At 58.0% G+C, this 22315-nt stretch carries 21 protein-coding genes; 7 read left to right on the forward strand and 14 right to left on the reverse strand.

Annotation, left to right across the window (positions count from 1 at the left end; translation table 11 throughout):
- Window positions 1-8: 8 nt before the first annotated feature.
- The 4 genes from SK54_RS20915 to nrdG all read left to right on the forward strand — a co-directional run bounded on the left by SK54_RS20915 (window position 9) and on the right by nrdG (window position 6257).
- The gene (locus SK54_RS20915; RefSeq protein WP_047737032.1) at window positions 9-2606 is read left to right on the forward strand and encodes a glycoside hydrolase family 38 N-terminal domain-containing protein; all 2598 of its coding nucleotides are present in this window, start codon (window positions 9-11) and stop codon (window positions 2604-2606) included.
- A 1-nt stretch (window position 2607) separates the two neighbouring features.
- Entirely contained in the window at window positions 2608-3180 is a 573-nt protein-coding gene (locus tag SK54_RS20920) for a PTS sugar transporter subunit IIA (protein WP_015572515.1), read from the forward strand.
- 368 nt (window positions 3181-3548) lie between these two features.
- A complete protein-coding gene (gene nrdD, locus SK54_RS20925; protein WP_015572514.1) occupies window positions 3549-5687 on the forward strand; it encodes an anaerobic ribonucleoside-triphosphate reductase in 2139 nt (712 codons plus the stop codon).
- Window positions 5688-5792: 105 nt separating this feature from the next.
- Window positions 5793-6257: an anaerobic ribonucleoside-triphosphate reductase-activating protein gene (gene nrdG, locus SK54_RS20930; RefSeq protein ID WP_015572513.1), complete on the forward strand. Its 465-nt coding sequence runs from the start codon at window positions 5793-5795 to the stop codon at window positions 6255-6257.
- Between the two features lie 32 nt (window positions 6258-6289).
- Here nrdG and SK54_RS20935 read toward each other — a convergent pair whose 3' ends face one another.
- From SK54_RS20935 to SK54_RS20980, 10 genes are all read right to left on the reverse strand, one after another.
- Entirely contained in the window at window positions 6290-8200 is a 1911-nt protein-coding gene (locus SK54_RS20935; RefSeq protein WP_048247902.1) for a BglG family transcription antiterminator, read from the reverse strand.
- 19 nt (window positions 8201-8219) lie between these two features.
- Window positions 8220-9356: a lactonase family protein gene (locus tag SK54_RS20940; RefSeq protein WP_032103144.1), complete on the reverse strand. Its 1137-nt coding sequence runs from the start codon at window positions 9354-9356 to the stop codon at window positions 8220-8222.
- Window positions 9357-9471: 115 nt separating this feature from the next.
- Window positions 9472-10212: a 2-dehydro-3-deoxy-phosphogluconate aldolase gene (locus tag SK54_RS20945; protein WP_017694646.1), complete on the reverse strand. Its 741-nt coding sequence runs from the start codon at window positions 10210-10212 to the stop codon at window positions 9472-9474.
- Entirely contained in the window at window positions 10209-11327 is a 1119-nt protein-coding gene (locus SK54_RS20950) for a DgaE family pyridoxal phosphate-dependent ammonia lyase (RefSeq protein ID WP_048247903.1), read from the reverse strand. The genes SK54_RS20945 and SK54_RS20950 overlap by 4 nt, the downstream gene beginning before the upstream one ends.
- Window positions 11311-12444: an amidohydrolase/deacetylase family metallohydrolase gene (locus tag SK54_RS20955; RefSeq protein WP_017383915.1), complete on the reverse strand. Its 1134-nt coding sequence runs from the start codon at window positions 12442-12444 to the stop codon at window positions 11311-11313. Before SK54_RS20955 ends, SK54_RS20950 begins: the two co-directional genes overlap by 17 nt.
- Window positions 12445-12486: 42 nt before the next feature.
- On the reverse strand, window positions 12487-13128 hold the full coding sequence (locus SK54_RS20960) for a DUF4310 family protein (protein ID WP_015572508.1): 642 nt from the start codon (window positions 13126-13128) through the stop codon (window positions 12487-12489).
- Window positions 13129-13141: 13 nt separating this feature from the next.
- Window positions 13142-13918: a DUF4311 domain-containing protein gene (locus SK54_RS20965; RefSeq protein ID WP_006810337.1), complete on the reverse strand. Its 777-nt coding sequence runs from the start codon at window positions 13916-13918 to the stop codon at window positions 13142-13144.
- A 22-nt stretch (window positions 13919-13940) separates the two neighbouring features.
- Window positions 13941-14240 carry a DUF4312 family protein gene (locus SK54_RS20970; protein WP_006810338.1) on the reverse strand — a complete coding sequence of 100 codons (300 nt, stop codon included), beginning with the start codon at window positions 14238-14240 and terminating at the stop codon, window positions 13941-13943.
- Window positions 14241-14242: 2 nt separating this feature from the next.
- Window positions 14243-14605 (reverse strand): SFCGS family glycine-rich protein, encoded by a 363-nt coding sequence (locus SK54_RS20975; RefSeq protein ID WP_006810339.1) that lies wholly within the window; start codon window positions 14603-14605, stop codon window positions 14243-14245.
- A 10-nt stretch (window positions 14606-14615) separates the two neighbouring features.
- The gene (locus tag SK54_RS20980; protein WP_026080657.1) at window positions 14616-14954 is read right to left on the reverse strand and encodes a PRD domain-containing protein; all 339 of its coding nucleotides are present in this window, start codon (window positions 14952-14954) and stop codon (window positions 14616-14618) included.
- A gap of 416 nt (window positions 14955-15370) precedes the next feature.
- Between SK54_RS20980 and SK54_RS20985 the strand changes: the two genes are divergently transcribed.
- Complete coding sequence (locus tag SK54_RS20985) at window positions 15371-15526, forward strand: Hok/Gef family protein (RefSeq protein WP_017383916.1); 156 nt, start codon at window positions 15371-15373, stop codon at window positions 15524-15526.
- 70 nt (window positions 15527-15596) lie between these two features.
- On the opposite strand, the gene cybC is transcribed toward SK54_RS20985, so the two are convergent.
- Together cybC and pmbA are read right to left on the reverse strand one after the other, a co-directional pair.
- Complete coding sequence (gene cybC / locus SK54_RS20990) at window positions 15597-15983, reverse strand: cytochrome b562 (protein WP_048247904.1); 387 nt, start codon at window positions 15981-15983, stop codon at window positions 15597-15599.
- Between the two features lie 43 nt (window positions 15984-16026).
- Entirely contained in the window at window positions 16027-17379 is a 1353-nt protein-coding gene (gene pmbA / locus SK54_RS20995; RefSeq protein ID WP_015572506.1) for a metalloprotease PmbA, read from the reverse strand.
- A gap of 95 nt (window positions 17380-17474) precedes the next feature.
- On the opposite strand from pmbA, the gene yjgA reads away from it, so the two are divergent.
- Window positions 17475-18026, forward strand: coding sequence for a ribosome biogenesis factor YjgA (yjgA, locus tag SK54_RS21000; protein WP_017383918.1), 552 nt, complete (start codon window positions 17475-17477; stop codon window positions 18024-18026).
- Window positions 18027-18130: 104 nt separating this feature from the next.
- Here yjgA and mpl read toward each other — a convergent pair whose 3' ends face one another.
- Window positions 18131-19504, reverse strand: coding sequence for a UDP-N-acetylmuramate:L-alanyl-gamma-D-glutamyl-meso-diaminopimelate ligase (mpl, locus tag SK54_RS21005; RefSeq protein ID WP_017694649.1), 1374 nt, complete (start codon window positions 19502-19504; stop codon window positions 18131-18133).
- Window positions 19505-19683: 179 nt separating this feature from the next.
- Here mpl and fbp point away from each other — a divergent pair, with 179 nt between their 5' ends.
- Window positions 19684-20682, forward strand: a complete 999-nt coding sequence (gene fbp, locus SK54_RS21010; protein ID WP_003856070.1) for a class 1 fructose-bisphosphatase — start codon at window positions 19684-19686, stop codon at window positions 20680-20682.
- 37 nt (window positions 20683-20719) lie between these two features.
- Here the strand turns inward: fbp and SK54_RS21015 are convergent, their stop codons facing one another.
- Complete coding sequence (locus SK54_RS21015; RefSeq protein WP_017694651.1) at window positions 20720-22288, reverse strand: methyl-accepting chemotaxis protein; 1569 nt, start codon at window positions 22286-22288, stop codon at window positions 20720-20722.
- Window positions 22289-22315 lie beyond the last annotated feature (27 nt).

A 22315-nucleotide genomic window follows, 5' to 3' on the forward strand; every position in this document is an offset into this window, starting at 1 on the left:
GGAACGTCATGAATCAGATCCACGTCATTGCCCATACGCACTGGGATCAGGAGTGGTATTTCACCCGTCAGGACAGCATGGTGCTGGCGTCATATAATTTTGCGGACGTCATCAACACGCTGGAGCAGGACTCCGCTTACACCTGCTATCACCTTGACGGACAGATGGCGGTAGTGGAGGACTTTCTCGCCATCAATCCTAATTATCGCACCAGGCTGGAAAAGCTGGTCAGAGAAAAAAGGATCTTCGTAGGGCCATGGTATACCCAGACGGACACCTACAACGTGCATGGCGAATCGATTATCCGCAACCTGAAGTACGGCATTTTTTCTGCCCGGACGCTGGGGCATGCGATGCAGGTTGGGTATCTTCCGGATACCTTTGGCCACAATGCGCAAATGCCCACGATCTTGCAGGGCTGCAATATCGACAATATCGTCTTCTGGCGCGGTATCGATCACGACAGGCACGCCAAAAGCAGCCAGTTCCTCTGGCGCGCACCCTCAGGTGCGACCGTCATCGCCTGTGCGATGGCGCTCGGTTATGGCGCGGCTAAAAACATGCGTTCGGAAGCCTCCCATCTCCGGGGAAAAATCTACCCGATGACCACACTTTTGCGTTCACGGGCCGGTCTAAACGACCTGCTCCTGCCCTGCGGCGGCGATCAGGTCAGCATCGACCCGGCGCTGCCGAAAATCCTGGAGGTCGCCAGCGCACAGTCCCCGGATCAGGACCGTTACTTCATCAGCTCTCTGGAGCGTTATGTAGAAACCCTTCGCGCGCAGCGTGAACAGTTTGAGCTCCTGGAAGGAGAGCTGAAATCGCCGCGCTACACCCGCATCCATAAAACGATCGGCTCCGTGCGCTACGACATCAAAAAGAAAAACGATGAGGTTGAACAGTTCATCCTGCGACAGCTGGAGCCGACAATCGCAATGGCACGTCACCAGGGGATTCCGGTCAACCTCGCGGTAGTCGACACCCTCTGGAAAAAGCTGTTGCGAAACCATGCCCACGATTCCATTGGCGGCTGTAATAGCGATGCCACCAACCGCGACATTCTGCATCGTATGGAACAAACCGAACAGCTGTGCCATAGCCTGTGGAATCTGGTGGTGAAAACCCTGGCCGCCGCCTGCGTTCAGGATGGCGACCTGCTGATCTTTAACCCGCTAGCTACCCCAACGCAGCGCGTGGTGATAACCACCCTGTATAGCCGGGCGGATAATATCGCCCTGACGCATCAGGGGCAGCCCATCCCTTTCGACGTCCTGGAAAGAGACATTCTGCACGGCGGAACGGCGATCTCCCTTACCGCCGAGGGCGAGTGCGAGACGCCCCTTCTCCCTTATTACCGCTGGCACGTTGCGGTAAAGACACCGGTTCTGCCGCCGATCGGCTATCTCACCGTTAACGTTGAAGAAGACCCTGCACCTTTCCTGGCGTCTGAAAAGATAAAGGGCAGCGAGATTGAGAATGCGCATTATCGACTGTCGCTGGATGCCGGAACGCTTACCCTGCATGACAAACGCAGCGGCAGACGTATCCCCTCTTTCTTTACCTTTGAAGACTGCGTGGATGCGGGCGACAGCTACGATTTCTCACCGCTTGCGGGCGACGCGCCGACGCGCTGTTCGCATTTTACGCTCGTCGACGGCGTAAAAACGCCGCTTGTCGAAAAGCTGACCGTCGAGGCCACAATGCGTCTTCCGCAGGATCTCGCCAGCCGTCAGGATACGGCCCGAACGCCGTTATCCATTCGTCTGGTCTGCGAATTACGCCACGACGATCCGAATCTGTATGTCGAGGCTTCGCTGGAAAACAGCCACTGCGATCACCGGCTACGTTTACTGATCGGCAGCGATGTTCACACCCGTCACGCTATCGCCTCACAGCCCTTCGCAATCATCCAGCGCGAAACGGGATATGACGGTGAACACTGGCAAGAACGCTATCGCGAGAAGCCCGTGGATATCGAAACCAGCGAGGGCATTATCGCTGTCACGGAACCGGGTAAAGCGCTGGTTGTGACTAGCCGTGGCATGAAAGAATTTCAGATTATCGGCAGCGAACCCGCTGCTATTGCCCTGACGATGTTTAAATCGACGGGCGTGCTCGGACGCAGCGATCTCGAATGGCGACCGGGTCGGGCCTCCGGCATCAATAATACGGTGGTTGAGACTCCTGATGCCCAGTTGCTGAAACCGTTGCGCTTTTCATTCACCGTCGCGCTGGCCGTCAACGCCGACCACCTCACGCTGCGCCAGCTGGAAAATCAGGCGGCTGGACAGCCCTTCACCTACCAACGGCAAACGCTACACACGCTCGATCACCGTCTTGAGCGTTTTTCGTTGCGTCTGCCCGAGCGCAGGCTTCCGGCAGAGTTCTCGCTACTGACCGTGCCGGAACCGCTCATCCTTTCCGCTCTGCCCCATGCGCAGCAGTCGCAAGGTACGGTCGTCCGCGTGTTTAACGCTGGCACGGAGCCCGTTCCCGTGCCGGAAAGCCTGGCGGGGCTTCGTCAGATTAACTATCTGGAAGAGTCCGTGCAGCCGGTAACGGCGATCCTCCCCTCCGCAACCTGCGATTTTTTGATTGAGGTTTAATATGAACTTGCTGGCATTGACGCATCCCGATCTGGTGTTTATCAACCCGCCCCAACGTACGCCGGAAGCAGTGATCCGTTGGCTCACCGAGCCGCTCGCCAGGCGGAAGGTCATCAACGATCGAGAGGCATTTATCGAAAGCGTTTTACAACGTGAAAGTGAAGGCCCTACCGCGCTGGGTGAAGCGCTCGCCGTCCCGCACGGTAAAACCGAGGCGGTGCAACAGGCGGCATTTTGTCTGGCGCTCTTTGACGATCCGATATGCTGGCCGGGACTGGAAGGTGATGAAGAGGTGAGGATGGTTTTCCTGCTCGCCATTCCGCCAGCGGAAGCAGGCAGTACGCATATGCACCTGCTGACGACGCTGACCAGCAGACTCACGGATGAGCGGGTGCGTGAGCAATTGCTGGCGGCGCGTACGCGGGAAGAGGCGATGTCTGCGCTGAGTAATGAAGGTTCTCAAAAACAGGACGATGCCCCCGAAAGCTCTCTTCTCATCCCGTTGGTACTGGGCTGCATCGTTACCGTAGCCTTTTTGCAGGCAGGGTTGAGCTGGGCCTGCGGGGTGAGTTAATCGAGCAGCGCTCAGCACAGGCTCTGCTGAGCGCTTGTTTTTGTTGAATAATTAATCAGATTTTTCCTTCGAGTCTTTACAATTGCCCCAGCGCCCGCCGTTTGTACTCTCGTCTTTTTACTTTGTTCTGCATCAAAAAAATCGCAAACTTGTTTGATGCAAATCACTATATGTAGCACTTAAAATGCACGCCGACCCAACATCTTGTATTTATCGTCTACTATTCCAACAACAAGACGGCGCGAACGCTGGCCGGAATTGTGGATAACACGAGCTGGGCACGCGGGAAGTCTTTGCCGCGGCGAGGAATACGTCCGGTGAATACTTCTCCACCTTTGTGGATAACCTGTTTTTAAAATGGAGTGATCATGACACCGCATGTGATGAAACGTGATGGCTGTAAAGTGCCGTTTAAATCAGAGCGCATCAAAGAAGCCATTCTGCGTGCAGCTAAAGCAGCGGGAGTCGATGACGCAGATTACTGCGCCACCGTCGCAGAAGTCGTTAGCAGCCAGATGCATGAACGCAGCCAGGTGGATATCAACGAGATCCAGACCGCGGTTGAAAACCAGCTGATGTCTGGTCCGTACAAGCAGCTGGCGCGCGCCTACATTGAGTATCGTCACGACCGTGACGTCCAGCGTGAGAAACGCGGTCGCCTGAACCAGGAGATCCGCGGCCTGGTAGAGCAAACCAACTCGTCGCTGCTCAATGAAAATGCCAACAAAGACAGCAAAGTGATCCCAACCCAGCGCGACCTGCTGGCCGGTATCGTCGCCAAGCACTATGCCCGCCAGCACCTGCTGCCGCGCGACGTGGTGTCTGCGCACGAGCGCGGTGAGATCCACTATCACGATCTCGACTACTCGCCGTTCTTCCCGATGTTTAACTGCATGCTGATCGACCTGAAAGGCATGCTGACCCACGGTTTTAAAATGGGTAACGCCGAGATTGAGCCGCCGAAATCCATCTCCACCGCGACGGCGGTCACGGCGCAGATCATCGCCCAGGTGGCAAGCCACATCTATGGCGGCACCACCATTAACCGCATCGATGAAGTGCTGGCCCCGTTCGTGGCCGAGAGCTTCAACAAACACCGTAAAACGGCGGAAGAGTGGCAGATCCCGGATGCCGACGGTTACGCCCGTTCCCGCACCGAGAAAGAGTGCTACGACGCGTTCCAGTCGCTGGAATATGAGGTAAACACGCTGCACACCGCCAACGGCCAGACGCCGTTTGTGACCTTCGGGTTTGGCCTCGGCACCAGCTGGGAATCACGCCTGATCCAGCAGTCTATTCTGCGCAACCGCATCTCCGGCCTCGGTAAAAACCGTAAAACGGCGGTGTTCCCGAAACTGGTGTTCGCCATTCGTGACGGCCTGAACCACAAGTTTGGCGATCCGAACTATGACATCAAGCAGCTGGCGCTGGAGTGCGCGAGCAAGCGTATGTACCCGGACATCCTCAACTACGACCAGGTGGTGAAAGTCACCGGTTCGTTTAAAACGCCAATGGGCTGCCGCAGCTTCCTCGGCGTGTACGAAGATGAGAACGGCGAGCAGATCCACGACGGGCGCAACAACCTGGGCGTCATCAGCCTGAACCTGCCGCGCATCGCGCTGGAAGCTAAAGGGAATGAAGCGGCCTTCTGGACGCTGCTGGATGAACGTTTACAGCTGGCACGTAAGGCGCTTATGACCCGCATCGCCCGTCTTGAAGGGGTGAAAGCCCGCGTCGCGCCAATTCTCTATATGGAAGGAGCCTGCGGCGTGCGCCTGAAGGCGGACGATGATGTGTCGGAGATCTTCAAAAACGGTCGCGCATCGATCTCTCTTGGCTATATCGGCATTCACGAAACGATTAACGCGCTGTTTGGCGACAAGCACATCTATGACAACGACGCCCTGCGTGAGAAAGGTATCGCGATTGTGCAGCGCCTGCGCGATGCGGTAGACCAGTGGAAAGAGGAAACTGGCTACGGTTTCAGCCTGTACAGCACGCCGAGCGAAAACCTCTGCGATCGCTTCTGCCGTCTGGACACCGCCGAGTTCGGCATCGTGGAAGGCGTGACCGACAAAGGTTACTACACCAACAGCTTCCACCTCGATGTGGAGAAGAAGGTGAACCCGTACGACAAGATCGACTTTGAAGCGGCCTATCCGCCCATTGCGAACGGCGGTTTTATCTGCTACGGCGAGTACCCGAACATTCAGCACAACCTGAAGGCGCTGGAAGACGTGTGGGATTACAGCTATCAGCACGTGCCGTACTACGGAACCAACACGCCAATTGACGAGTGCTACGAGTGCGGCTTTACCGGTGAGTTCGAATGCACCAGCAAAGGCTTCACCTGCCCGAAATGCGGTAACCACGACGCAGCCCGCGTCTCCGTGACCCGCCGCGTGTGCGGCTACCTCGGCAGCCCGGATGCCCGTCCGTTTAACGCCGGTAAGCAGGAAGAGGTGAAGCGCAGGGTGAAACATCTGGGGAATGGGCAGATCGGGTAATCCGCTGCCACGTTAATGCCCGGTGGCGCTGCGCTTACCGGGCCTACGGACCGCTCTCTTTTGTAGGCCGGGTAAGCGCAGCGCCACCCGGCGTGGTTATTCGCGATGAACTATCACCAGTACTACCCCGTCGACATCGTCAACGGCCCCGGCACCCGCTGTACCCTGTTTGTATCAGGCTGCGTTCACGAGTGCCCCGGCTGCTACAACAAAAGCACCTGGCGCCTGAACTCGGGTATGCCGTTTACCGCTGAGATGGAAGACCGCATCATCAACGACCTGAACGACACGCGCATCAAACGCCAGGGGATCTCGCTCTCCGGCGGCGACCCGCTCCATCCGCAAAACGTGCCGGCGATCCTGAAGCTGGTAAAACGCATCCGCCGCGAGTGCGCGGGAAAAGACGTCTGGGTCTGGACGGGCTATAAGCTGGATGAACTGAATGCGCAGCAGATGGAAGTGGTGGATCTGATTAACGTCCTGGTCGACGGCAAGTTCGTGCAGGATCTAAAAGATCCTATGCTTATCTGGCGCGGCAGCAGCAACCAGGTTGTGCATCATCTGCGTTGAATGAAGGCGGATATCCTCTGTCCGCCTGAACGTCAAAACCGACTCAAACTCTCCATCGCCTCAGCCTTAAACGCCGCAAAATTCTCGCACTGGCACAGGCGCGCCATCGCGCGTTCACGCAGGAAGGTGACAAAGATGTCGTAAATCGCCATTGCCTCTTCGTACTCGCTTTTGCTGATGGCGAGCAGGAAGATGACATGGGCGGTTTCATCTCCCCACTGAATGCCCTGCGGCGCCAGCACGGTGTAGACCACCGTTTTTTGCGCCAGCAGCCCGAGGGAGTGCGGCAGCGCGATGCCGTCGCCGAGCATGGTGCTGACAATGGCTTCACGCTCGATAACCGATTCCAGAAACTCCGCGCCGACAAAACCTTCCCCTTCAAGCTGCCCGCACAGTTCGCGGAACAGCGTTTGCTGGTCGACAGGCTTGTCGAGAATGCGGAAATGGGCCGCGTCGAAGTATTTTTCCAGCATCCACGGGCGGGTGCGATCCACCAGCACCAGCTTGCCGATCTGCTCCAACTGATAATCGGTCGGGAACGGGGCGATCATCACCACCGGTTTGGATTTTTCGCTCACGCGGGCGGTGGAGATCACGAAGTCTTCGCCAATGGCATCGGCAAGCTCGTACTCACGAAGGGTGAGCGTGCGCGTCACCTCAATCTGCGGATATTTACGCTGAAGTACCGCCTCGATCATGCGCACCATCGCGTTACCGGCGTCGCACACCAGCAGCACCCGCGGCTGGCGCTGGTAGCCGATATTGTAATGGCGCTCCAGCCCGACGCCGATATGCAGCACCAGAAAACCAATTTCGTTTTCGCTGATCACATACGGGGTGTATTTGCCCCAGCTCGACACCGCCGCGAGGGTCATATCCCACGCCATCGGGTAGTGCTGCTTGATGTTATCCAGCAGCGGATTGGGGATCATGATTTGATACCGCACGCGGGTAATCATGGTTTTGATGTGCGTGAGCAGATCTGCATGCAGTTGCTCATCGCTCAGCAGGTTGTAGTTATAGTGGGTGTTGATGTAGCGCAGAATGTAGTTGACCAGGGCTTCGTCGTCGTCGGCGTTAATGGCACTGGGGGCGATCTCCTGGATCTGCCGCGCCGCAATGTGCACGCACAGCCAGCTCTCTTCTGACGGCGACAGCGCTTTGCCCGCCAGCTCCTGGATAGCCACCGCGATATCTTTCGCCGCCTCACGCACGTTCTCTTCCACGTCTTCCGCGTGGAATTCCGGCAGCGGATACCCCTCGCTGATGCGCCGCACCGACACCGCGCAGTACAGGCGCAGGAACAGCTCCCCTTCGTCGGTCAGGCGAATGTGATGGCGCGTCAGCGCATCGTGCAGCACCGGCACCATCTTTTCCGCCACCCCCGCATTCAGCGCCACGTCGGTCACCAGCGGGTTCAGGCTGTCCTGCTGCGCCAGCTCCCACAGGAGGTCGGTCAGGCAGGCGCGGAGCGCCATCTCGCTGCCAAACAGCTTCATCCCGTGGCGCGGGCGGGTTTCCAGCGTCAGGTTATAACGGTGAAACCACTCGCGCACTTCCACCATGTCGCTCTGCAACGTAGCCCGGCTGACGAACCACTCATCGGCCAGATCCTCCAGCTTGAGGGAAAAGGCTGACGTCAGAAAACGCACCACCAGATAGTGCACGCGCTCCGGTCCGGTTCGCGGAATACGCAGCGCGCGCGGGTGGGACGCCTGCAATTGTTGATAGCGCACCACATCATTAATTTTGAGCTGATAGCCGTTGCCCCGGCTCAAAATGAACTGCGCGCCGTGGCTGGCCAGCAGCGCGTTCAGGGCGGTGATATCCGCCCGGACGGTTCGCGTGGAGACCGACAGCCGCTGCGCCAGCTCGTCCTGTGGCAGCGTCTCGTTTTGCAACAGATCGAAAAGTTGCGCTAAACGTTGGTTCGGAAATCGCACGTCGTTGTCCTCTTACTGCTCAGGGTGAAATGACCATCTGGGATGGGCTGCCGACCGGGGTATAGTCTGGCTCGGCGCTCAGCTTGCCGTCCGGCGCCACGCGGAAACGGGTAATGTTGTCGCTGCGCTGGTTCATGACGTACAGCCAGCGACCCTGCTTATCGAGCGTCAGGGTGCGCGGATAGTCGCCGCGCGTCCAGACATCATCCTGATGCGTCAGCGTACCCTCCGCCGTTACGGTAAAGTGCCCGATGCTGTTATGCAAACGGTTAGCGACATACAGCTGTTTCCCGTCGGCGCTTAGCGCCAGCCCGGCAGCAAAACTGGTGCCTTTATAACCGTCCGGCAGGGCTGAAACCGTTTTACCCTCTTTCAGCCTGCCATTACTGTCCAGCGCATAATGGGTGAGCGTAGACGCCTCTTCGTTAATCAGCCACAGGGCATCGCCTTTCGGCGTAAAGACGAAGTGGCGCGGCCCGGCCCCTTTTGAGGAGGCGCTGATAAATGGCGGATCGTTAGGAGTCAGCTTCCCGGTTTGATCGTCAAAACGGTACTGATAGATGCGATCCAGCCCCAGATCGGTGGAAAAAACGTATTTCCCGTCCGGATCGGCGGCGATCATGTGCGCATGTGGGCCGTTATGATCGCTGATGGCGAAACTGCCCTCGACGGCAGCTTCCGGCTTCGCCGCGCCCGGTTCGCCTTTGTCCTGATGGGTGTCCGTAGCATCGCCCAGGCTGCCGTCTGCGTTAACGGGCAGCACCGCGACAGTTCCGCTGACGTAGTTTGCCACCAGCAGATGTTTGCCGTTCGGCGTCAGGGAAAGATACACCGGCCCCGCGCCGCCGGAGGACACCTGATTCAGCTCGCTCAGCGCGCCGTTATCACCGATGCGCAGCGCCTGCACCACGCCCTGCTCCACTTCGCTTGCCAGATACAGCGTTTTGCCGTCGTGTGAGACGGTTAACTGCGCGGCGTTCGGCAGTTTGCTCACCAGTGTTTTATCGTTCAGCGCACCGGTTTGCGGATCGACGGTAAAGCGGTACAGCCCTTCACCGTTCGGATTATAGGTACCCACCCAGGCGTACTGGGTTTGAGCGATTGCAGAGGTAGCAAGTAAAGAGAGTGAAGCGACAAGCAGGGTACGGGTGTGCATGGTGGCTCCTTCGGGTGTGTGCGGTTTGTTTCCCCTCACCCCAGCCCTCTCCCAAAGGGAGAGGGGGTAAAGGTTCCCTCTCCCGGTGGGAGAGGGTTAGGGTGAGGGGCAGGTTCTACTTAACCAGCTTCTTCGTCATCGCCAGCAGCGTACGCACATCTTCCGGACGCGTATCACCGCTGGCTTTATCGATAATCGAGCTGTAGATATGCGGGATGATTTTGCTCACGCCCGCATCCAGGGCGATCTGCAAGATCGCCTCGAAGTTCTCCAGATCGATTCCCCCGGTCGGCTCCAGCCAGAAGTCGTGACGGGCGCAGGCTTCCGCCACCGCCTGGTATTCGTCACGGCATTTCAGGCCGCCCATCGGGAAGTACTTGATGGAGCTGCCGCCGAAATCTTTCAGCAGGGCGATAGCGGTTTCAACCGGCACTATGCCGTCCGGCGCTTTGCTGCTCAGCGGGCCGGTGGAGATTTTCACCATGCCGACGGTGCCGGTCGGGGAGACCAGACCGTTGACCACGGACTCATTCTGCCCCAGCAGCGCGCGGCTGGTGGCCACGCCGGTAAAGACCTGGTTAACGTGCTGCGGCTGCACCTGGCGGGAGATTTCACTCACCATCGCTGACTGGTTCGGGTCGCCCGCGCCCAGCCCCACGGAGAGCGCATTATCAATCAGGGCTGCGTATTCGCGCATGTCCGCAACCGCGCTCGCCACGTCCGGGTAATTTTTGGAGAGCACGCCCACCAGCACATGACCTTCCGCCGCCTCGTAAATGGCGCTGGCGTTGGCCTTTGAGCCTGCCAGCACGTTCAGGCAGACGCGGTCACGGTAAAAGTTGGGGGTCAGTTTCATGCTTTTTTCTCCTGTCCTAATACTTCGCTAATGCGGCGGTACACGATGTTCAGCTGGTCAGCATTCACGCTGCGCACGTCCGCCTCGATAATCCCTTCGTTGGCCTTATAGCCACGGAAGTAAATGGCGTATTCGCCCTGTTTCAGCGCGTTCACCAGTTCACCGGTGCCGACGCCGGTGGTGGCTTCGTCAAACTTAATCTCGGTGCGGGCGATGTCACGCCCGGCGCTGTCCCAGACCACGCGCGCGGTCACGCCGTTCAGGGTGTTCAACGCGTCGATAAACGGCGTCATCTTCGCCACCATCTCGGCCCCGCTCTCTTTGGTCGCCGTCAGGTAGTGTTCGATGGCGCAGGTCAGGCCCAGGATACCCTCTTTGCCCACTTTCATCGCGCGACCAATGCCCGCCGTCTGGCGCTTCACCCACTCAACGTACTGGGTTTTGCCGATCACCAGCCCGCTGGTTGGCCCTTCGATCGCCTTCGCGCCGCTGTAGATCACCAGATCGGCGCCGGATCGGTAATAGGTATGCAGATCTTCTTCCGCCGCGGCATCAACGATCAGCGGCAAGTCGTGTTTACGCGCCACGACCGCCGCCTGCTCGACGCTGAGCATGCTTTTCAGCACGCAGTGGTGCGATTTGATGTAGAGGATCGCCGCCGTGCGCGGAGTGATCGCCGCCGCCAGCTGATCGGCAGAGCATTCGTTGGCGTAGCCCGCCTCCACCAGCTTGCCGCCGCCCAGCGCCACCATGGTGCCCACCGGCGCGCCAAAGTTCACGTTGTGGCCTTTCGGCAGGACGATTTCGTTGTTTTCAATCGGTGTGACGTGCAGGTTTTCCAGCAGCCAGTCGCTGTCTTTCACCAGCACCGCCGCCACGGACTGGGCAATGCCCGCCGACGCGCAGGAGACCACCGTCGCCCCTTCCACCTCCAGCAGCTTCGCGATGTATTCCCCGGTTTTATTGACCAGATCCTTCATCTCGAAATAGTGATTCATGCCGTCCATCGCCGCCTGCACCACTTCCGGGCGCGGCGTGGAGACACCCAGCGCCGTCATGCGGCCAGAGGTGTTGATAACCTGCTTTAAGTTGTACTTCTCATAAATCGAAGGCATGTTCCGTGCTCCCTTGTTCGGTCATGTAGCCCTTGCCCGCGCGGATCGCGGCAAGCGGCATCAGAATGTGTTCAGCCTGTAGGCTGTCGTTTTCGGCATCCGTCAGCACCGTCGGCTGGCGCTTGAGCGTAAACAGCGTCAGATCGGCGTCGAGGCCAGGCTGAATGCGGCCTTTGCGCGTCAGGCGCAGGCCGTCGGCGGCGTTGGCCGTGACACAGTCAATCACCTGCGGCAATGACATGCCGATGGCGAGGAATTTCGACATCACGCTCGCCAGCGAGCCGACCGGGCCGTTGATGCGGTTGCGGCAGTAAATATCCGAGCTGATGGTATGCGGCAGAATGCCCATCGCAATGGCGCGCTTCGCCACTTCAAAGCTGAAGCTCGCCGTGCCGTGGCCGACGTCCAGGCGCACGCCGCGCTTCAGCGCAGACGTAATGGAGGCGCGCAGCTCGCCGGAGGGCGTCAGAATGCGGTTAGGCTTGCCGTTGTAGCAGTGGGTGATGATGTCGCCGGAGCTCAGCAGTTCGGCAATCTCATCGAGGTTCGGCGGGTTGTTGCCGATGTGCACCATCAGCGGCAGGTCGCCGTTCTCTTTCTGAATCGCTTTCGCGCGCTCCAGCGGGGTGATGCCGTTTTCACCGACCACGCTGCTGCTCATGCGCGCCTTCAGGCCAACGATAAAATCCGGGTGGCGCGTCACCGCCTGCTTCACCGCATCGGCGTCAATGTTCGCCATGTTGGCCAGCTCGTTCTGGGCGATCAGCCCCACGCGGGAGATGTTCAGCAGGGCAAACACCTCGGTGGAGGCTTTGCGAGTGATGGCGTAAAAATCGTCCACGTCGTCGGCGCCGGTACTGCCTGCGTCCACCACGGTGGTGACGCCGGTGGCAATGCCCACGCTGTCCGGCTCGTCGTGGTAAATCGGGGAGTTCGGGTAGCAGTGGACGTGGGAGTCAATCCAGCCCGCGCTGACGAACACGTCGCCGTTCAGCTCAACCGTTTTGCGGGCGGGAGCGTCAATGTCGCCTGTCGCGGCAATCTTCCCGTCCTGGATGGCGATATCGGTCAGGGTATCGTCGGCGAGGCGCGCACGGCGCAGGAGTAAATCAAACATGAGGATCTCCTGATAAAGCGGGTACCGAAGCGCCCGCGGGTATTAAAGGGCGACCGGGAACAGCCAGCCCAAAATCATTGCGCCGAGGATGGCGCCACCGGTAATCGGCTTCTGCCAGATGTAGAACAGCAGTGCGCCTACCAGGGAACCGACGCCGATTGGAATGGAGGCGGTCATGGCGCTGAGGATAATCAACGGCCCGAGGAAGCGGCCGGAGGCGTTACCCGCGCCCATCATCACGTCTGCGCCGTAGGTGGAGTTGCTCTGATTGATGGTGAACTTACGCGCCAGGATGATGACGTAGCCAATCGCCAGGCCAATCACCAGGCCGGTAATCAGCGCGGCAATGAAGTTGGTCACCGGGAACATGATCCCCGCGCCCAGCAGCAGCGCCGGAACGCCGAGGCCCACGCCGGTCTGGATCGCACCGCCGATATCGAGAATACCCACCAGCGAGCCTTCGATAATACGGGCGAACAGGAAGCTAGCACCGAACGCCGCCACCGCGCCGTAGACGCCGGTATCGATTCCCGCTTTCAGCATCGCCACGAAGGCAACTTCGTTAAACGCGCCGATGCCGTAGAGGTAGTACATGTGCGTCCCGGCGAAGACGCCGGAGGAGAGCAGGCCAACGAAGATCGGGAACGACCAGTCGGCATACCAAAAACCTTTATTCTGTTCCATTTAGAGGCTCCTGTTATTTACCGCTGAGCGAGTTGTGGATCATGTCGAGCCAGTTCGGCACGGTCAGATGGAAGGATTCGATCATCTTCATGTCGAAACCGCGGAAGAAGCCGCTCAGCACGAAGAGCAGGACGATCGCCGCCATCATCACTTTGGTGACGTGGTTCCAGCCACTCTCTTCAACACCTTTACCAATCAGAATACCCAGTACCAGACCCGGTACGGCGTTACCCATGATCAGCTGTGCCGCGCCGCCAAAGATGGTGGCCCAGAAGCCCGATTTTTTACCCGCGTCGATGGCCGCCAGCCAGAAGATCACCGGCATCACGGTGTTGACTAGCAGGTTCGCCGCCGGTACCAGCACCTTCACGGCGGTCACCTGAAGCGCTGCCGGAACGGAGGAGGCGGTCAGGTTAAGGAAGGTCACAACAATCATGCCGATGATGCCGCAGGCAATCGCCATTTTGCGCGGGTCATGCAGCGTTTCACCGACGTTACGGTTTTTAATCATCAGTGCAGCAGCACCCCAGTTCGGGATGATGCGGTGGTCAACGTCCTGTGTGAAGGCACCTGCGGCCACGGAAGAGGCCCAGGCGTTAAAAAAGAAACCTAACCCAAAGGAGAAGTGGGACGCCGGATCCCCTTCGCAGGAGTTCAGTTCCCCCAACGTACGAAACGCGCCCATACCCTGAGTGGTAGGCGCATGAAACATGCGTGCAGCCCCGGCGCCAACACCGACGCCAACCAGGCCGCCAATGATGAGCGATTTTATTAATATAATTAAGAACATCAGTCTGCCCTTTTATGAATAATCAGCGTTGCGTGACGAAATCCACCTGGTCGAGATTGATGGCGGTCACGTTGACGGTCACATCCAGCTCCACGCTGTAGGTGCGTCTTTCCCGGCGCAAAAAGAAGAACAGAAACGCTTCTTTTCGCACCGCTTCTTGCGCCTGAACAACCTGCACATCCTGTGGCTCAATACGCAGTAAGATATGCGGTGAGGCTTTCATCACCGCAGCCTGAACGTGGTTGAGGGCGTCGGCAAAGGCGCGCGCTTTGGCGTCGCCCTTCCCCTTCACTCTCACCGTGGTTGTGAACTGTTCTTTCATGCTTACGCGCCGTATTTCTTCTGCCACGCCTGTACCAGACGCTCGCCCAGCTCTTCTTTATCCATAAAGCCAAAGCCCAGCACGTTGCAGCCTTCGTTGATGGCGGTCACCCCCTCATCCACGGAGCGCATGCCGTATTTGGCCTTGTAGCCATATTTGGTCTGAGCGGTGATGGCGCCCGCGCCGCCGCTGCCGCAGAAGGAGATCCCGAAGGTGGCGTTTTCTGCTTTCATCACGTCACCGAGCTTCATATCCGCTGCCATGCCCGGTACGACAACCGCGCGTCCGCCGGCTTTTTCCACACCCGCAGCCACTTTCTGACCTTTACCCAGGCGATCGCCAATCACGACTGTAATCTGTTCCATGTGTTGCTCCTTAAAGGTTGTCTTTCGCGACTTCGAAGTGAACGGAGAGCAGCCAGGCCTCTTCATCAGGAAGGTTGCCGAACTGCGCTACCACTTCACGGGCGAGTTGCATTGAATCTGGTGAAATTTCGTCGAACAGCTCTGCTTCAACCTCCGGCAGCGGCTCGCCGGTCACGGACCGGTGCGCCATTGCGCGAACGTGGGAGGTCAGCATCTGCTCCTGTACCGCGTTGGGAATGATGTTGTGCCGGGCCAGCAGGGCGTAGACCTGCTGAAGCATGGTATTCGCGAGCTGTTCTGTTTGCACCGCCTGTTCCCCAACGTCGTTCATTACCGCTCCGTTAATCACTCGTCTTACCCCGTTAATGGCTCTGGAATAAAACTAACGTCGAGGGGGAATTGTTTGTAGCGAGTTGTTTTCCACTTCGAAGTGGAAAGGCGAGCAGCGGCAGTGATCTGTGCCACATAAATGCGGTGAATCTGTATAAATCGCTGGATTTACGTGATGAATATCACGCTATTACGCGGCATTAGACTGGTAAGCGGAGTGGAAAAGATTACGAGCAGGCTCGTAGAAATGTGACGTGGATAAGGTTTTCTTATGGGGATCCGCTAGAGTGGCGGCGGGTGCTTGAGACTGACCGTCTCAGGCATGGGACGGAAAGTGGAAAGCCCCGCCTGATAAAAAATCAGGGCGGGGGCTCGAAACGACACGTCACACCGTGGAGTTCGCTACCTCGCCCGCTTAAAAGCAAGGAGGCATCCATGAAACGCAGAAACCCAAGTATCGGGGTTTTGATGATTATTTCTTTGACAATAATCATCTTAACGCTGGTGACGAGGAAAACACTGTGCGAGATCCGTTTTCGTAACGGCTCGCTTGAAGTGACAGCGCGGATGGATTGTCGCTCCGGCAAGTAGGGAGCAACGATGCGGGGGCGCATCATGCGCCTCCGCATACGGGGAGAGGACGTACAGCTCAGGCACCCAATTAACGATACTTTTTGTGGTACGTGTTGCGGGTCGCGACAAACTGATCGGCTGCCGCCTGGGCTTCCTTCACTTTGCCTTCGTTCGCCAGCTTCAGCGCGCCGTCAATCTGGCCGACCAGCACGTCAAAACCGTGGCGGTAGTCTTTCATCTCGGCGCTGTCTGCCGCTTTGCTTTCCAGCTTCGGCGGCGTCGCTTTTTGCGCATCCAGCGCGGCTTCACGCATTTTAGTCAATGCGTCTTTCATGTCCGCCGCATTGTCCGTTTTCTGCACCACCTTCAGGTTTTCACTGAGGATGTCCATGTTGTCTTCGAGATCGGCAGCAAACGCAGACGAGCCAAGAACCAGCGTTGAAGCCGCGACGAGCGCTAACAGGTGTTTACGCATTGCTCACTTCCTTTTTTTATTATTAATCACGCTTTTACGGGGATTATTGCCCGGCGATTTTCATCTCCGGCAGTAATACAGAACCACACTGAATATTGCTGCGTGTTTCAATATCGTTACCGACCGTAACAATATTGCGCCACATGTCCTTCAGGTTGCCGGCGATGGTGATTTCGCTCACCGGATACTGAATTTCACCGTTTTCGACCCAGAAGCCCGCTGCGCCGCGAGAGTAGTCGCCGGTGATACCGCTCACGCCCTGCCCCATCAGCTCGGTGACCACCAGGCCGGTGCCCATCTCTTTCAGCATCTGTTCAAAATTCAGGCCCTGTCCGGCAATGCGCCAGTTATGAATGCCGCCCGCGTGCCCGGTGCTTTTCAGCCCCAGCTTACGCGCGGAGTAGTTGGTCAGCAGCCACTGGGTCAGAATGCCGTCTTTCACGATATCACGACGTTCCGTGCGCACGCCTTCGCTGTCGAACGGCGTAGAGGCCAGCCCTTTCAGCAGGTGTGGGTGCTCTTCGATGGTCAGCCATTCCGGCAGGATCTGCTTGCCCAGCGAGTCGAGCAGGAAGGTCGATTTACGATACACCGAACCGCCCGCAATCGCTCCCACCAGATGACCAAACAGGCCGGTTGCCACTTCGTTGGCAAAAATGACCGGCGCTTTCATGGTGGAGAGTTTACGCGGCGAAAGGCGTGACAGCGTGCGTTCGGCGCACGCTTTTCCCACCCACTCCGGAGACTGCAAATCTCCCAGCGCGCGGCCAATGGTATACGCGTAATCACGCTCCATATCGCCGTTTTCTTCGGCGATGACGCAGCTGGAAAGCGAGTGGCGGGTTGAGCAGTACCCCTGCAACATGCCATGGGAGTTACCAAACACTTTAATGCCGTAGTGGCTGTTAAAGCTGCCGCCTTCGGTATTGGTGATGCGTTTGTCAGCCTGCAAAGAGGCCTGCTCGGCTCGCGCGGCCAGCTCAATGGCTTCATCCGGCGTCACTTCCGCGGGATGGAACAGATCGAGATCCGGCGCGTCAAACGCCAGCAGCTCTTTATCGGCCACGCCAGCGTAAGGGTCCGGGGAGGTGTAACGCGCGATATCCAGCGCCGCCTGCACCGTACGGGCGATGGCATCCGGGCTCAGATCGGTAGACGACGCGCTGCCTTTACGATTCTGGTGATACACCGTGATCCCCAGCGCGCCATCGCTGTTAAATTCTACATTCTCCACTTCGCCATAGCGGGTGCTCACGCTAATGCCGGTGGTTTTGCTGACCGCCACTTCGGCGCCATCTGATTTACCTGAAGCGAGCGTCAGCGCGGTGGAGACGGCTTCTTCCAGGATCTTACGCTGCGCTTCAACTTGTGAGGTTACTTTCATCGCAAATGCCATACTGTAAGAGAGAGTTAAGTGAAGTCTAACAGAGAACCGTTTTTCAGTGCGCGTCTTAACTGGTAACATTAGCCTCTTTTTTTAAGGAGCCTGACATGACTAAGCAGCCCGAAGACTGGCTCGACGACGTTCCCGGTGATGACATCGAAGACGAAGATGATGAGATCATCTGGGTCAGTAAAAGTGAAATTAAACGTGACGCCGAAGAGTTAAAACAGCTTGGCGCAGAAATGGTAGAACTGGGTAAAAACGCGCTGGATAAGATCCCGCTCGACCAGGATCTGCGTGATGCCATTGAACTGGCACAGAAAATCAAGAAAGAAGGGCGTCGCCGCCAGCTTCAGCTTATCGGTAAACTGCTGCGTCAGCGCGACGTGGAGCCGATCCGTCAGGCGCTGGACAAACTGAAAAACCGCCACAATCAGCAGGTTGCGCTGTTCCATAAGCTGGAGCAGATCCGCGATCGTTTGATCGACCAAGGTGATGACGCGGTACCTGAAGTGCTGAACCTGTGGCCGAATGCCGACCGCCAGCAGCTGCGATCGCTTATCCGCAACGCGAAGAAAGAGAAAGAAGGGAATAAGCCGCCGAAGTCTGCGCGCCTGATTTTCCAGTATCTGCGCGAGCTGTCTGAGAACGAAGAGTAATCTGTGCGGGTTTGCGCCGGATGGCGGCGTAAACGCCTTATCCGGCCTACAAGGTCGTGCGAAAAAATGTAGGCCCGGTAAGCGCTAGCGCCACCGGGCTTTTTTTACTCTGCGGCCGCGGCTTTCTTCGCCAGACCGTCCAGCAGCTTCTGATGGATCCCACCAAACCCACCGTTGCTCATCACCAGAATGTGATCGCCAGGCTGTGCGGCTTTCACCACCATATCCGCTAAGACATCCACGTCCGCACTCCAGTGCGCCGGCTGAATGCAGGCGTCTGCCACTTCCGCCACCTGCCACGGAATATGCTGCGGTTGCAGCAGGAAGACTTCGTCGGCACGTCCTAAGGACGGCGCAAGATCGTCTTTGCAGATGCCCATTTTCATGGTGTTCGAACGCGGTTCCAGCACGGCCAGAATGCGCGCGGTGCCGCCAACTTTGCCACGCAATGCGGCAAGCGTCGCCAGAATGGCCGTTGGGTGGTGCGCGAAATCGTCATACACGGTAACGCCGTGGGCTTCACCGCGCAGCTCCAGACGGCGACGGGCGTTGATAAACGAGCCCAGCGCATTGGCGGCATCCGCAGGCAGTACGCCCACGTGACGCGCCGCGGCGATCGCCATCAGGCCGTTGTGCATGTTGTGCTCGCCCACCAGGCCCCACTTCACCTCGCCCACTTTCTCACCGTCGAGCAGCACTTCCCATTCGGAGGCATCCGCGTTGAGCTTTTTCGCCTGCCAGTGCCCCTGCTCGCCAACCAGCTCCTGCTCGCTCCAGCACCCCATCGCCATAGTCTGCTTCAGGTTGATGTCGTTCTCCGGCAGGATAATGCGGCCCTGACCCGGAACAATGCGCACCAGATGGTGGAATTGTTTCTGAATCGCTTTCAGGTCGTCAAAGATATCCGCGTGATCGAACTCAAGGTTGTTGAGGATCAGCGTGCGTGGGCAGTAATGCACGAATTTAGAACGCTTGTCGAAGAACGCGCAGTCGTATTCATCCGCTTCAATCACAAAGAACGGGCTGTCGCCCAGACGCGCGGAGACGTCGAAATTCCCCGGTACGCCGCCGATCACGAAGCCCGGCTTGTAGCCGCAGGCTTCGAGGATCCAGGTCGCCATACCGGCGGTGGTGGTTTTGCCGTGCGTCCCGGCAACGGCGACAACCCAGCGGTCGCGCAGGACAAAATCATGCAGCCACTGCGGGCCAGACATGTACGGGATATTGCGTTCCAGCACCGCTTCAACGCATGGATTCCCACGGGTCATGGCGTTACCCACGATCACCAGATCCGGCTGCGGCTCCAGCTGGCTGGCGTCATATCCCTGAATCAGAGAAATTCCCTGCTTCTCGAGCAGCGTGCTCATCGGCGGATACACATTGGCGTCCGAACCTGTCACTTCATGGCCCAGCGAGCGCGCCAGCATTGCCAGTCCGCCCATGAAAGTGCCACAAATCCCCAATATATGAATGCGCATACGTCACTATCCTTCTTCAATGTGGCGCACATTTTACTCACATGTCAGCGGCTGTGAAACGCATTTCAGGTAAATCCGTATTTTGCTGGCGCGATTCACCTCTGCGCTAATATTTGAATGTTTGTTAAGATTGTTGGACATCAACCGCTTTACTCAACATAAGATGCAGGGAAAGTGTTATGAAAACGTTAGGTGAATTTATTGTCGAAAAGCAGCACGAGTTCTCTCATGCTACGGGTGAGCTCACTGCTTTGCTGTCGGCAATAAAGCTGGGCGCTAAGATCATCCACCGCGATATCAACAAGGCCGGTCTGGTCGATATCCTGGGTGCCAGCGGTGCCGAGAACGTTCAGGGTGAGGTTCAGCAGAAACTCGACCTGTTCGCCAATGAAAAACTGAAAGCTGCACTGCGCGCGCGCGACATCGTTGCGGGTATCGCCTCTGAAGAAGAAGATGAGATCGTCGTATTCGAAGGGTGTGAACACGCGAAATACGTTGTTCTGATGGATCCGCTGGACGGCTCCTCCAACATCGACGTTAACGTTTCTGTCGGTACCATTTTCTCCATCTACCGTCGCGTCACGCCGGTTGGCACACCGGTGACGGAAGAAGACTTCCTGCAACCGGGCAGTAAACAGGTTGCTGCCGGTTATGTGGTGTATGGCTCGTCCACCATGCTGGTGTACACCACCGGCTGCGGCGTACACGCCTTTACCTACGATCCGTCCCTGGGCGTGTTCTGCCTGTGCCAGGAGCGTATGCGCTTCCCGGAGAAGGGCAACACCTACTCCATCAACGAAGGCAACTACATCAAATTCCCGAACGGCGTGAAGAAGTACATCAAATTCTGCCAGGAAGAGGATAAAGCCACCCAGCGCCCGTACACCTCGCGCTATATCGGCTCGCTGGTGGCGGATTTCCACCGTAACCTGCTGAAGGGCGGTATTTACCTCTACCCAAGCACCGCCAGCCACCCGGACGGAAAACTGCGTCTGCTGTACGAGTGCAACCCAATGGCGTTCCTGGCCGAACAGGCAGGCGGCAAGGCGAGCGACGGTAAAGAGCGTATTCTGGATATCGTGCCGGAAAGCCTGCACCAGCGCCGTTCGTTCTTCGTCGGCAACCGCCATATGGTGGATGACGTTGAACGCATGATCCGCGAATTCCCGGACGCGTAACGCGTAGAAAGGGGAGCCAGGCAGGCTCCCCTTTTTTTCAGGCCGTTTGCGTCGTCAGCTTGAAGGAGGCCATCGCTTCCATCAGCTCGCGCGACTGCTCCTCCAGGGAACGTGTTGCCGCAGATGATTGCTGCACCAGCGCCGCATTTTGCTGCGCCGTTTCATCCATCTGATTGACGGCGATATTCACCTGCTCAATACCGCGGCTCTGCTCCTGGGACGCCGTCGCAATTTCACGCATCAGTTTGGTCATACGCAGCACTTCGGTAGCGATCTCGTCCATCGTCTCACCGGCCTGCTGCGCCAGCTCGCTGCCCTCGTTCACGTGGGTTTGCGAATCGCTGATAAGCGAGCGGATCTCTTTCGCCGCATCAGCACTGCGGCTGGCGAGATTACGCACCTCACCCGCCACGACCGCAAAACCTCGCCCCTGCTCACCCGCACGCGCCGCTTCAACGGAGGCGTTCAGCGCCAGAATATTGGTCTGGAAGGCAATGCCGTCGATGACGCTCAGGATATCGGCGATGCGCGCCGAGCTGCCGGAGATGTCGCGCATCTTCTCAATGACATAACAGACCATTTCACTGCCGTGATCGGCGGTATCGGAGACCGACTTCGCCAGCTGGTGCGCCTGCTCGGCGTTATCGGCGTTAAGTTTCACCGTGGCGGTGATCTCTTCCATGCTGGCGGCCGTCTGCTCCAGCGAGGTGGCGGTGGATTCCGTGCGCTGGGCCAGGTTCATATTCCCGGCCGTCAGCTCGCGGCTGCCGGTATCAATCTGCGAGCTGGCGTCACGCACCCGCAGAACCGAGTCCATCAGCGACTGGCGCATCCCTTCGATCGCCGCGTTAAGGCGATTAAATTCCTGGCTCGCCGGCGCGTTCAGGGTATGGGTTAAATCCCCGGCCGCCACATGTTCCAGCTGGGCAATCGAGGCTGAAAGCGGCTTGAGCAGCATATGGCGCAGCACCAGCCAGGCCAGCACGATAATGCCAGCCGTCAGCAGCGCCGCGACGATAATCAGGATCAGCACGCGGGTTTTACTCGCCTGCACGGCGCTCACCTCCGCTTTACCGCGCGCCTCGCTCCATGCCTGGAACGCCTGCATATCGTTATCAAACTGCTTCGCCACCGGGACCAGCTTGTTTTCCAGCAGATCGTAATAGCTGTCCGCGCTTTGCTCGTTCAGGGCTTTCAGCATCGGGCTGATACCCTGCTGGTTGTACACCGCCAGACTCGCGGCAACGTTATCCAGCAGCTTTTGCCCCTGCTCATCCGCCACGCCGCTGCCGATCACGTCCTTCAGCGTTTTCTGTGCCAGCGCCACTTCCTGGTTAATGGTTTTGACCGCCCTGGCCGCATCGTCCAGCAGGCCGACCTCCATCATGCGGACGGCCTGCCCCGCTTCGTTACGCGCGCGCAGGATCAGCGTATAGCCGGCATTCAGCTGCACCATCTGTTCACCCTGAAGATGATTGATGCGCTGGAGAGAAGCGGAACTTTGTGTAAGGGCATAAATGCCGATGCCGCTGACAATCAGCAGCAGAAGGGTCATAACGGCCAGTAAAGAGAGCAAGCCGGTACGAATCGATAGCGTTTTAAGCATGATGTTATTTCCGGTAGCGAGATATTT

The organism is Enterobacter sp. MGH120 (assembly GCF_001037725.1).
GTDB classification, from domain to species: Bacteria; Pseudomonadota; Gammaproteobacteria; order Enterobacterales; family Enterobacteriaceae; genus Enterobacter; species Enterobacter hormaechei_C.